At 61.9% G+C, this 12,145-nt stretch carries 11 protein-coding genes; 7 read left to right on the top strand and 4 right to left on the bottom strand.

From position 1 onward, the window contains the following. The 6 genes from FHS81_RS01690 (at position 1) to FHS81_RS01665 (ending at position 8,980) form a co-directional block, all read left to right on the top strand. Positions 1-1,095 (top strand): microcin C ABC transporter permease YejB, encoded by a 1,095-nt coding sequence (locus tag FHS81_RS01690; RefSeq protein ID WP_183750291.1) that lies wholly within the window; start codon positions 1-3, stop codon positions 1,093-1,095. Positions 1,096-1,138: 43 nt separating this feature from the next. After that, positions 1,139-2,254, top strand: a complete 1,116-nt coding sequence (locus tag FHS81_RS01685; RefSeq protein WP_183750747.1) for an ABC transporter permease — start codon at positions 1,139-1,141, stop codon at positions 2,252-2,254. Positions 2,255-2,266: 12 nt separating this feature from the next. Further along, positions 2,267-3,904, top strand: a complete 1,638-nt coding sequence (locus FHS81_RS01680) for an ABC transporter ATP-binding protein (protein ID WP_183750290.1) — start codon at positions 2,267-2,269, stop codon at positions 3,902-3,904. Between the two features lie 57 nt (positions 3,905-3,961). Continuing rightward, positions 3,962-4,591 carry a uracil phosphoribosyltransferase gene (upp, locus tag FHS81_RS01675; RefSeq protein ID WP_183750289.1) on the top strand — a complete coding sequence of 210 codons (630 nt, stop codon included), beginning with the start codon at positions 3,962-3,964 and terminating at the stop codon, positions 4,589-4,591. A 195-nt stretch (positions 4,592-4,786) separates the two neighbouring features. Continuing rightward, positions 4,787-6,286, top strand: coding sequence for a phosphomannomutase/phosphoglucomutase (locus FHS81_RS01670; protein WP_183750288.1), 1,500 nt, complete (start codon positions 4,787-4,789; stop codon positions 6,284-6,286). 345 nt (positions 6,287-6,631) lie between these two features. Then, positions 6,632-8,980, top strand: coding sequence for a PAS domain-containing sensor histidine kinase (locus FHS81_RS01665; RefSeq protein WP_183750287.1), 2,349 nt, complete (start codon positions 6,632-6,634; stop codon positions 8,978-8,980). 25 nt (positions 8,981-9,005) lie between these two features. Here FHS81_RS01665 and FHS81_RS01660 read toward each other — a convergent pair whose 3' ends face one another. The 4 genes from FHS81_RS01660 to FHS81_RS01645 all read right to left on the bottom strand — a co-directional run bounded on the left by FHS81_RS01660 (position 9,006) and on the right by FHS81_RS01645 (position 11,519). After that, a complete protein-coding gene (locus FHS81_RS01660; RefSeq protein ID WP_183750286.1) occupies positions 9,006-9,470 on the bottom strand; it encodes a hypothetical protein in 465 nt (154 codons plus the stop codon). Between the two features lie 304 nt (positions 9,471-9,774). Further along, positions 9,775-10,215: a large conductance mechanosensitive channel protein MscL gene (gene mscL / locus FHS81_RS01655; protein WP_183750285.1), complete on the bottom strand. Its 441-nt coding sequence runs from the start codon at positions 10,213-10,215 to the stop codon at positions 9,775-9,777. Positions 10,216-10,335: 120 nt separating this feature from the next. Next, positions 10,336-10,800: a TIGR02301 family protein gene (locus tag FHS81_RS01650; RefSeq protein ID WP_246374377.1), complete on the bottom strand. Its 465-nt coding sequence runs from the start codon at positions 10,798-10,800 to the stop codon at positions 10,336-10,338. Then, positions 10,797-11,519 carry an SDR family NAD(P)-dependent oxidoreductase gene (locus FHS81_RS01645; protein WP_183750745.1) on the bottom strand — a complete coding sequence of 241 codons (723 nt, stop codon included), beginning with the start codon at positions 11,517-11,519 and terminating at the stop codon, positions 10,797-10,799. Before FHS81_RS01645 ends, FHS81_RS01650 begins: the two co-directional genes overlap by 4 nt. A 207-nt stretch (positions 11,520-11,726) precedes the next feature. Here FHS81_RS01645 and FHS81_RS01640 point away from each other — a divergent pair, with 207 nt between their 5' ends. Further along, positions 11,727-11,990: an exodeoxyribonuclease VII small subunit gene (locus FHS81_RS01640; RefSeq protein WP_183750284.1), complete on the top strand. Its 264-nt coding sequence runs from the start codon at positions 11,727-11,729 to the stop codon at positions 11,988-11,990. The last annotated feature ends 155 nt before the right edge of the window (positions 11,991-12,145 follow it).

The raw sequence follows: 12,145 nt of genomic DNA, 5'->3' as shown, positions 1-12,145 counted from the left end.
GTGTTTGCCTATATCGTCCGCCGTCTGGCGCTGATGGTGCCGACGATCTTGGGGATCATGCTGATCTCGTTCGTCATCATCCAGTTCGCACCGGGTGGCCCGGTGGAGCGGATCATCGCGCAGCTACAGGGCGCGGACGGCGGCGTGGCATCACGCATCGGCGGCGGAGGCGGCGACCCCGGCAGTCTGGGGGGCGGTGACGGCGGCGGTTCGCGCTATCGCGGCGCGCAGGGACTCGACCCCGCCTTCATCGCGGATCTCGAAAAGCAGTTCGGCTTCGACAAACCGGCTCACGAACGCTTCATCAAGATGATTACCGACTACGCGACGTTCGATTTCGGCAAGAGCTATTTTCGCGATATTCCGGTTTTGCAGCTCATCGGCGAGAAGCTGCCGGTCTCCATTTCTCTCGGGCTATGGATGACGCTGATTTCCTACGCGATATCCATTCCGCTGGGCATCGCCAAGGCCGTGCGCGACGGCTCGCGCTTCGACGTGTGGACATCCGGCATCGTCATCATCGGCTACGCCATTCCCTCTTTCCTGTTCGCCATCCTGCTCATCGTGTTTTTCGCTGGCGGCTCGTTCTGGCAGATATTCCCGTTGCGTGGCCTCACGTCGGAGAACTTCTCAGACCTGTCGCTGCCGGGCAAGATCCTTGATTACCTGTGGCACATCACCCTGCCTGTTTTGTCGATGGCCATCGGCGCATTCGCGACATCGACGCTGCTGACGAAAAACTCCTTCCTCGATGAAATCCGCAAGCAATACGTCCTCACCGCCCGCATGAAGGGCCTGACGGAGCGGCAGGTGCTTTACGGCCATGTTTTCCGCAACGCCATGCTCATCGTCATCGCCGGTTTTCCGGGCGCCTTCATCGGCGCGTTTTTCGCCGGCTCGCTGCTGATCGAAACCATCTTCTCACTCGACGGGCTGGGCCTGCTGTCGTTCGAGTCCATCGTCAACCGCGATTATCCGGTGGTGTTCGCGACGCTGTTCATCTTCTCCCTTATGGGGCTGGTGGTGAACCTGCTGTCCGACCTGATGTACACGTGGATCGATCCGCGCATCGACTTCGAGACGCGGGAGGTCTGAGATGCAGCCGACGTCCGAGACGAGAGAAGACCTCACCGGCCCGATGCTCAACCTGACGCCGGCCGCGCCGCTGCTGCCCGCGAAGGGGTTTTTGCGCCTGTCGCCGCTGAACCAGCGTCGGTGGCGCAATTTCCGCGCCCACAAGCGCGGCTACTGGTCGCTGTGGATTTTTCTGGCGCTGTTCTTCGTCACGCTGAACGCCGAGTTCATCGCCAATGACCGGCCGATCATCGCCTCCTACAAGGGCGAGTTGCTGTTTCCGATCTTCAAGGACTACCCGGAAGAGAAGTTCGGCGGCTTCCTCGCCCGCACGGATTATCGCGACCCGTTCATCGCCGACGAGATTAACGCCAACGGCTGGGCCATCTGGCCGCCGATCCGCTTTTCCTACAACACGCACAACCTCGCCATGCCGGTACCCGCGCCCGCACCGCCGACATGGATGCTGACCAACGAACAATGCGGCGGCTCCTGCGCCAACATCGAGTGGAACTGGCTCGGCACCGACGATCAGGGCCGCGACGTGCTGGCACGGCTCATCTACGGCTTCCGCCTCTCCGTGTTGTTCGGGCTGACGCTGGCGGGCATCTCGTCCGTGATCGGCATCTTCACCGGAGCAATTCAGGGTTATTTCGGCGGCTGGACAGACCTCGTGCTGCAACGGGTGATCGAAATCTGGAACTCGATTCCCTCGCTCTACCTGCTCATCATCGTCTCATCGCTCATCACGCCGGGTTTCTTCGTGCTGCTGGGCATCTTGCTGCTGTTCTCATGGGTGGCGCTGGTGGGCGTGGTGCGGGCGGAATTCCTGCGTGCGCGCAACTTCGAATACGTCAATGCGGCCCGCGCCCTTGGCCTGTCGGACGCCACCATCATGTTCCGCCATCTGTTGCCCAACGCGATGGTGGCGACGCTCACCTTCCTGCCGTTCGTGCTCAACGGCTCGATCACGACGCTCACCTCGCTGGACTTCCTCGGCTTCGGCCTGCCGCCCGGCTCCCCGTCCCTCGGAGAGTTGCTGGCGCAGGGCAAGGCCAACCTGCAAGCGCCGTGGCTGGGGTTGACGGGCTTCATCGTCATCGCGCTGATGCTGTCGCTGCTGATCTTCATCGGCGAGGCCGTGCGCGATGCCTTCGATCCGCGCAAGACGTTCAACTGAGGTGAGAACGGCATGAACACACCGCTTCTCTCCGTGAAGAACCTCGCGGTCGATTTCCGGCAGGACGGGCGCGACGTCAGGGCCGTCAAGGGCGTGTCCTTCGATCTGGCGCCCGGCGAGACGCTGGCGCTGGTAGGCGAATCCGGCTCCGGCAAATCGGTCACGGCACTGTCTGTCCTCCGGCTGCTGAACTATCCGGCCGCGTCGCATCCCTCCGGCGAAGTGCTGTTCAAGGGCCGCGATCTGCTGCGCGCCACGCCTGAAGAGCTCCGCAAGGTGCGCGGCAACGACATCACCATGGTCTTTCAGGAGCCGATGACCTCGCTGAACCCATTGCAGGTCATTTCCCGCCAGATTGGCGAGATCCTCGCCCTGCACAAGGGCATCACCGGGCAGGCGGCGCGGCAGCGAACGCTGGAGCTGCTGGAGCTTGTCGGCATCCGCGATGCCGCAAAGCGCCTTGACGCATATCCCCACCAGCTTTCCGGCGGCCAGCGCCAACGCGTGATGATCGCCATGGCGCTCGCCAACGAGCCCGACCTGCTGATCGCGGACGAACCGACAACCGCGCTCGATGTCACCGTGCAGGCACAGATTCTCGAACTGTTGGCCGAGCTGAAAGCCCGGCTCAACATGTCGATGCTGTTCATCACCCACGATCTGGGCATCGTGCGCAAGATCGCCGACCGCGTGTGTGTGATGACCGGCGGCGAGATCGTCGAGACCGGGCCGGTGGCGCAGGTGTTCGATCACCCGCAGCACGCCTACACGCAAAAGCTGCTCGCGGCGGAGCCCAAAGGCCAGCCGCAACCAGTGGCCGCAGATGCGCCAGTGGTGCTGGAAGCCGGGCCGATGCGGGTGTGGTTTCCCATCCGGCAGGGGCTGTTTCGCAAGGTCACGGGCCACGTCAAGGCGGTTGACGGCGTGTCCCTGAGCGTGCGCGAGGGCGAGACGGTTGGCATCGTGGGCGAGTCCGGTTCCGGCAAGACCACCCTTGGCCTCGCTCTGCTGCGCCTCATCCGATCGGAAGGCCCGATCGTGTTTCTCGGCCAGCACATCGACGGCCTGAAACGCAACGCGATGAAGCCGCTGCGCCGGTCCATGCAGGTTGTGTTCCAGGACCCCTACGGCTCGCTGTCGCCCCGCCTTTCAGTGGCGGAGATCGTCGCCGAAGGGCTTGGCGTGCAACAGAAACGCCTGTCGCAAGACGAAAAACGGCAGCGTGTGGCGCAGGCACTCGCCGATGTCGGACTGGACCCGGCCAGCATGGATCGCTACCCGCATGAATTTTCCGGCGGTCAGCGCCAGCGCATCGCCATCGCGCGGGCCATGGTGCTGGAGCCGCGCTTCATCGTGCTGGACGAGCCGACTTCGGCGCTCGACATGTCGGTGCAGGCCCAGATCGTCGATCTGCTGCGCGAATTGCAGCGCACCCGCAAACTGGCCTATCTCTTCATCAGCCATGACCTGCGCGTGGTGCGGGCGCTGTCCAACACCGTGATCGTGATGCAGCACGGCAAAGTGGTGGAGCAAGGGCCGGCTGCGAACCTGTTCGCCAATCCGCAGACCGAGTATACGCGGACGCTGTTCAAGGCCGCATTTTCCACATCCGCACGCGGCAATGCCGAACAGGCACCTCATTCCCCCTGACAGGTGACGCAAAAAGGTATATTCAGCGTCAGGCAACAGAGGGACCGAGGGGGCTTCATGGACGGCGTCACGCTTGTCGATCATCCGCTGGTGCAGCACAAACTCACCCTGATGCGCGACAAGACGCGCTCCACCAAGGGGTTCCGGCAGCTTCTGCACGAAATCGGCATCCTGCTGTGCTACGAGGTGACGCGCGACCTGCCCACGGAACTTGTGGATATTGAAACGCCGCTGGCGACCATGCGCTCCCCGATGCTGGCCGGCAAAAAGCTCGTGTTCGCACCAATTTTGCGGGCGGGCGTGGGCTTTCTCGACGCGATGCTCGACCTCGTACCCTCGGCACGGGTGGCGCACATCGGCCTCTACCGCGATCCGGATACGCTGGAAGCCGTCGAGTATTATTTCAAAGCTCCGACGGATGTGGCGGACAGGCTCGTCGTCGTCATTGACCCGATGCTGGCCACGGCCAATTCGGCCATCGCGGCTATCGATCTGCTGAAACAGCGCGGCGCGCGCGATCTGCGTTTCCTTTGCCTGCTGGCCGCGCCGGAAGGCATCGACCGGCTGCGGAAGGCGCATCCCGAAGTGCGGATCTGGACGGCTGCCATCGACGAGGGCCTTAACGATCACAGCTATATCGTTCCCGGTCTGGGCGACGCGGGAGACCGGATGTACGGAACGCGTTAACAGAATAGAGCAGTTTACATTCAAGCCGAGCTGTCGAATTGGATACAAGCTGCGGTAAAAATACAAAATTCAGGGCGCCAGCCAAACATACGTCATGAAAAACGTGTCTGACTGTACGCCCATTCTGGCCGGGCTTGCCATTGTATGCCGATCATGCAACCTGAGCCCAGCTTTCACGAGCCGTCAAGGATCACCATGTTTCCCAAGCCCCTGCCCCAGCTCACCCCGAACACCTACGAGTATGAGACTCTGCCGCTGGTGAAGCCGACAGGCTTCCGCGAGTATGATGCACGCTGGTTGTTCGAGAAAGAAATCAACCTGATGGGCGTGCAGGCGCTTGGCCTGGGCCTTGGGCAACTGCTGCACGAACTCGGCACGAAGCCGGAAATCGTCACTGGACATGATTTCCGCGGCTATTCGTCATCCATCAAATATGCCCTGATCGCCGGCCTGATGGCCGCGGGCGTCAAGGTGAAGGATATCGGCCTGGCCCTGTCGCCGATGGCGTATTTCGCCCAGTTCGATCTCGACGTGCCCGCCGTCGCGATGGTCACCGCCTCGCATAACGACAACGGCTGGACCGGCGTGAAAATGGGCGCGGCCCGCCCCCTCACCTTCGGCCCGGACGAGATGAGCCGCCTGAAGGACATCGTGCTGAACGCGAAGTTCGAGACACGGTCCGGCGGCAGCTATGAGTTCATCGAGGGTTTCGGCCAGCGCTACATCAACGATCTCACCAACCGCCCGAAACTGACCCGCAAGCTGAAGGTCGTAGCCGCATGCGGCAACGGCACGGCAGCGGCGTTCGCGCCGCAGGTGCTGGAAGGCATCGGTGTGGAGGTGGTGCCGCTGGATACCAACCTCGACCACACCTTCCCGCGCTACAACCCCAATCCTGAAGACCTCAAGATGCTGCACGCCATCGCTGACGCCGTGCGCGAATCCGGTGCGGATGTCGGTCTTGGCTTTGATGGCGACGGCGACCGCTGCGGCGTGGTCGACAACAACGGCAACGAGATTTTCGCCGACAAGATCGGCGTGATGCTGGCGCGCGATCTGTCGGCGCTGCACCCCGGCGCGACCTTCGTTGTCGACGTCAAGTCCACCGGGCTGTTCGACACCGATCCGGTGCTGCGCGCCAATGGCGTGAAAGCCGATTACTGGAAGACCGGCCACAGCTACATCAAGCGCCGCGTGAAGGAGCTGAACGCCCTCGCCGGTTTCGAGAAGTCCGGCCACTTCTTCTTCAACGCGCCTGTCGGACGCGGCTATGATGACGGTCTCGTCACCGCCATCGCCGTGCTCGACATGCTGGACCGCAACCCCGCCAAGTCCATGGCCGACCTTTACAGCGACCTGCCGCAGACATGGGGCACGCCGACGATGTCGCCGCACTGCGCGGACGAGATCAAGTATGACGTGGTCGAACGTGTCACTCAGCGCTTCAAGGATTTGCAGGCGCAGGGCGGACAGGTTGCCGGGCAGGCCATCCGCGATCTCGTGACGGTGAACGGTGTGCGCGTGGTGGCCGAAGACGGCACCTGGGGCCTCGTGCGTGCATCCTCCAACAAACCGGAACTGGTGGTCGTGATTGAAAGCCCGGTATCCGAGGCTCGCACCCGCGAAATGTTCAAGGCTGTGGATGATATCCTGCGCGAGAATCCGGAAGTGGGCGCTTACAATCAGACTTTCTGATTCAATTCCATTGGGATATTCAAGGGCGCGGAAAAGCTTCCGCGCCCTTTTTTCATATGTGGCGAATAATATGCCACATCTTTCTGCGTAAACCTTTCATAAACCATCTGGACAAAAATGTGATTTCGGATTCTCATAGCTGTGATTCGGAAAGATGCGGCACGTCTTGCGGATCATGCGTATCGTAACGGTTTCATGAGGCCGGCCCGTCATCGGAGCGGCCTTTTCGGATTCCGGAACTGTCCGGACAGCGGAAACAGCGGCTTTGCCGCCGGACGCTGCCGGTGGTCGGCGGTCTCGCCGGCGCGTTAGTATCAGACGTTTGGGACTCCGAAGGGGGCTTGCATGGCGCGCGCGGAAGCGGCGAGCGTGCCCGTGCGCGCGGGCACGGTGCTAGGGGTGACACGATCCAGCGGTCGCCTCAGCCATTATGATTTTGCGGCGATGGAGCCATGGCTGCGGCTGGCGGTGCCGGTTCTGCTCGTGTTCTTCCTTGTCGCCTTGCTTGCCGGTGCGATCGTGCACGGCATCAACAGCCGCAACCAGGCCATGTCCAGCGCCACGAAAGAGGTCGACCTTGTCGCTTCGCTGGCGGCCGCCGACATCGCCCTTCAGCTCGCAGTGCGCTCCCCCGGCGGAGAAGCCGCACACGCAGGCAATGCCCAGGCGTACATCGTGGCCAAAACGGCACGCGACATCATCGAACGTTTAGTAACAGCCGGTTCGCTCATCAATGGCCGGCTGCTGGCCGTGACCGACCAGTCCGGCAGCATCGCCGCCGCCAGTATCAGTGATTTCGAGGGTCTCAAGCTTGGCAAGATCCTGGGCGCGCGCCAGCCACTGACCACTTTCGCCGACCGCGCCGGCGTCTTGCATATCCAGTTACCAGACGGCCAACAGGCGCTCGCCACGGTACGCAATCTGCCGGGCGGCGGCCAGGTAGCCGTTTTCCAGACCGAGGTGGATGCACTGGCCGACTGGCGCGCGGACATCATCAGCCAATCGACGATGCTTGCCGCCGCGGCCTTCGTGCTGCTGGCGATGACGGCGGCCTATTTCATGCAAACGCGCCGTGCGCGTACCGCCGAGGAAGTATGCGACAAGGTACGCGAACGCGTTGACGCCGCTCTTGATCGCGGGCGCTGCGGATTGTGGGATTGGGACATTGCGCGCGGGCGGCTCTACTGGTCCGACTCAATGTACGACATTCTGGGCTATGAGCGACGGGACGAGTTCATGTCCTTCGGCGAGATGAACAAGCTCGTCCACCCCGACGACGCGGACCTTTATACCATGGCGGATATGATCGCCAGCAACCGCGCCACCAGCATCGACCACGATTTCCGCATCATGAACGCCGCCGGCAAGTGGGTGTGGATCAAGGCCCGCGCGCAGGTCGTCGAGGACAGGGGCGATGGCCCGCATCTCGTCGGCATCGCCGTCGACATCACGGAGCAGCGCCGCCTCGCCGAACTGACCGCCACAGCCGATATGCGCTTGCGCGAAGCCGTGGAAACCATCTCCGAAGCATTCGTGCTCTGGGATGCCAACAACCGCCTCGTGACCTGCAATTCGAAATTCCAGCGCCTGCATGGTCTCTCCGCCGATGCGGCAGCACCGGGCACGCTCTATGAAGACCTGATGCGGCTTGGTACGCTGCCGCCCGTCAAGACCGAGCTGATGGATCAGACCCGCCTTGCAAACGGGCGGGGCAGCGGCGCGCGCACCTTCGAGGCCCAGTTGACCGACGGGCGATGGTTGCAGATCAACGAGCGCCGCACCCGCGACGGCGGTTATGTCTCGGTCGGTACGGATATCACCGCCCTCAAGAACCACGAGGAAAAGCTGATGGAATCCGAACGGCGGCTGATCGCCACCGTCGCGGATCTCAAACGCTCGCGCCAGAAGCTCGAAACGCAGGCCCGCCAGCTTGCGGATCTGGCAGAGCGATATCTGGAACAAAAAGCCGAAGCCGAGACCGCCAACCGCGCCAAGGCCGAGTTCCTCGCCAACATGAGCCACGAACTGCGCACACCGCTGAACGCGATCATCGGCTTCTCGGAGCTGATGGAAAGCGGCATTTTCGGCGACCTGGGCAACGACAAGTACAACGAATATTGCCGCGACATCAAACAGAGTGGCAGATACCTGCTTGGCGTGATCAGCGATATTCTGGACATGTCGCGCATCGAAGCCGGGCGTATCAATCTGCAACCGGAAGCGCTGGAGGTCGACAGCGTGATGCGCGAGGCAGCGCGCGCCATCGCCCGCGATGCCGAACTGAAGCGGCTGACGCTGAGCGTCGAGACCCTGCCCGATGCCGCCATCAACGCCGACCCGAAAGCTCTCAGTCAAATTCTGGGCCACGTCCTGCGCAACGCCGTCAAGTTCACGCCCGAAGATGGCCGCGTCACCTTGCGCGCGCGGGTATCGGGAGCGAACATTCATCTTTACGTGGAAGACACCGGCATCGGCATCCCCGCCGAGGCACTCAAAAAACTCGGCCGGCCATTCGAGCAGGTCGAGACCGAATTTGCGCGCAGCTACAAGGGATCGGGGCTGGGCCTCGCCATCGCCCGCTCACTGGCCGAGTTGCATGGCGGCGCACTGCGCATCCGCTCCAGCGTCGGCAACGGTACCGTGGTGATGATCGGGCTGCCCGCAGCGGATGCCGAACGCCGCCAGGCAGCATAGAGTTTTCAGGTAAAAGCGGCGACCTTCAGCGCGCAGCGGGTGAACGGATATCCAGCGGAGCACCCGCACTGCCGACAGGCGCACGTGCAGGCGCGGTCACGACAGCCGAAGGCGCGCCAACAACCTGTGGTGCGGGCGGCGCTGCATAATAAGCGCTGGTTTCGTCAAAGCCGGTATTGGACGGGATGTTCGGTATAGCATCGGCCGGAATGGTCATCGTGCCGCCGCTACCCCCGCCAAGACAATCGGCGCAAATGCCTCCGACTGCCTTCCGCGCATTTTTCTCCCACCTGTCGAAACGCCGCTGCTCTTCATCGAGCGCGCGCAGATTTTCCTCTCGATCAAGGATTTTCTGCTCGCGCCATTCGGGAGAAAACATCCGCACGTTGTCGGAAGACGAACTTTCAGACTGAGACTGGGCTGCTGTCGCACCGGCAGCCGGAGCATTATCCTCGGCGGCGAAAGCCATGGTTGGCAGCAATGCCGCCATCAATACAGCAATTCGTCTCACAGTCGCCCCCGTTACATGTCGCTTGATAAGATCTCGACAGCTATGCGCGTGGCAGACCACGCGCGATGCACCTGATCAAGCCGCGCTATGAAGGCCACGGCCCCGAAAATAATCACTGAAGCGCCGTCAAGCCTTGACCATACGCGCTTTCACCGCGCAAAGCGATATGCTCTTTGCTTGAAAACACTTTGTTGAATAGCACGCCCTGCGTTCAGGCCGATCAATTGAATTGAAGGCAGAGCGTGCGAGATGCAAATACCAAGGCAGCGGTAGCGATGAGCACTCAGGCAGACGGACCACGCTGTTGGGCAAGAAGGTCGCGAATTTCCTGAAGCAACTTTACATCTGCCGGGTCCTGCGGCGCGGGCGGCGGCGGGGCATTGCGCTCGGCCTGACGCTTCAGTTCGTTGATGGCCTTGACCACGAGAAACAGCACCCACGCGACGATGAGGAAGTTAATGGCCTGCGTGATGAAGCTGCCGTAGGCGAGCACTGCGCCCTGCGAACGAGCTGCATCGAGGGATGTGGCCGTCACATCGCCGGAAAGCGGCAGGAAGTAGTTGGAGAAATCCACGCCGCCACGGGTGATGGCGGCGATAAGCGGCATGAACACGTCACCGACAATCGACTCGACAATTCTGCTGAAGGCCGCACCGATGATCACGCCGATGGCGAGGTCCACAACATTGCCCTTGAGAGCGAACTCCCGGAATTCCTTCAACATTGGCGTTCTCCTTTACTTGCTGTCCGACAAAGAACTGAATACCGTAGCGATAGCGCTGAAATATCAACAATTGATAACGCCGCGTGGTCATGCACGGCGGGCGGGACGCTCCACAACGCTTTACCCGCCAAAGCGTTGCGCAATGGCCCGCGTCAGGCGTTCGCCCTCGGCCAGATAGCGCGTGATGGCTTCGCGCGCCGCTGGCGTGCAGGTGCGGTAAGTCACTGAAAAAGCGCGATATCCCTGATTGAACGCTCCGGCAATGCGCGCCCGCCCCTCGGCATCGCGCGCTTCGCTCTCCATCAGTGCAGCCATGCGCTCGCGCCACTGTTGAGCGTCACCAGCGTTGCAAAGCGTGCGCAGGAAAGCCAGGGAACCCAGCACCTCCGACAACCGCAGCAACTCTTTCTCATACCCTGGAGGGGGCTGCCGAAGTACAGGCGCAGCTTCCTCCTGCGCGATGGCAGGCGCGATCCCCGCAACAGGGATGGACAGCGCCAGCATCGCGCACGACAGCGCGCCCACGCGCAGCAACGACGCGAGGCGGCGTAAACGGCTCAAGGCCGAAAACAACAGCGCACTCAAACGTGCTGCCCGCCGTTGATGTGCAACTCCGCGCCCGTCACATAAGACGACGCTTCCGTGCACAGAAAATAGATGGCCTTGGCGACTTCATCCGGGGTGCCGAGGCGGCGCAGCGGGAAGGCCTCGGCCATGCGCTCCGTGCCCGGCGACAGAATGGACGTATCGATTTCACCCGGCGAAATGGCATTGACGCGCACCCCCAGCGGGCCAAAATCCGCTGCCATTTCGCGCGTCAGCGCGGCCAACGCGGCTTTGGATGTGGCGTAGGCGGACCCCGCATAAGGATGCACACGCGACCCCGCGATGGAGGTGACATTCACGACCGAACCGCCCGCGCGGGTCAATTCTTCGACGAGCCCGCGCGCGAGCAAGGCGGAAGAAAAGAAATTCACCTGAAAAACCCGCAGCCAGTCTTCAATGGGCGTGTCGAGCGTGTTGAGGCGCTGGCCGCCCTCGCCTTTGGGCGAAATACCGGCATTGTTGACCAGTGCGTCAAGCACACCGCCTTCGTCAGCGAGACGCCGCTTCATTTCGGCAATGGCGGCGCGCGTCGAATCGACGTCTCCGAGGTCGACCTGAATATGGTCCTCTGGCCCCATTTCCCACGGGCAGACTTCCGGAAAAGCATGGCGCGAACTGGTGATGACGCGCCATCCGGCCGCTGAAAAGCGTTTGACGGTGGCGTGGCCGATGCCCCGGCTGGCCCCGGTGAGCAACATGATACGACGGCGGGTGTTTGTCTTGTGGCTCACGGTTAACTCTCGGCATGTTCAGTGCATTTGCGCATGGCAGCTTGCTCGCGCTGCTGTGCATGCACAGCAAAAGTCACCCTACGCCGGGATTGGCGTCCGGTCCACTCCCGAGGGCGCATGGAGACGAGCATTCCACCCTTGTAATTATGGCCGCGCGGCGCGATAACGGCACTCATGACGAAAGCGCTCGAAACTCCCGCAACCGGCTCCCTCGATGGCCTGCCCTTTGAGCAGGCACTGGCGGAGCTTGAACAGATCGTTTCCCGCCTTGAGCGCGGGGACGTGCCGCTTGAGGAATCGATTGCGATCTTCGAGCGTGGCGAACAACTCAAGAAGCATTGTGACGCCTTGCTGAAAAAGGCTGAAGCACGCATCGAAAGAATCGCCGTATCGGCATCGGGAGAGGCCTCCGCAACCCCGCTCGACATCGAGGAATAGCCGCTGACAAGCTTCTTGCGTTCAGATCTTCCTGCTGGATCGAACGCAAATGGCCATAATAATATGAGATCGGCATCTTGATATGAGATTGGCTCCTGGAGCCTGATTTCCTCAGGATCGATGATGCTCTAACCTTTGACGAACGCAGGCCAAAG

Source organism: Pseudochelatococcus contaminans (assembly GCF_014195635.1).
Lineage (GTDB): Bacteria > Pseudomonadota > Alphaproteobacteria > Rhizobiales > Beijerinckiaceae > Pseudochelatococcus > Pseudochelatococcus contaminans.
This window is presented reverse-complemented; position numbering and strand designations above follow the sequence as displayed.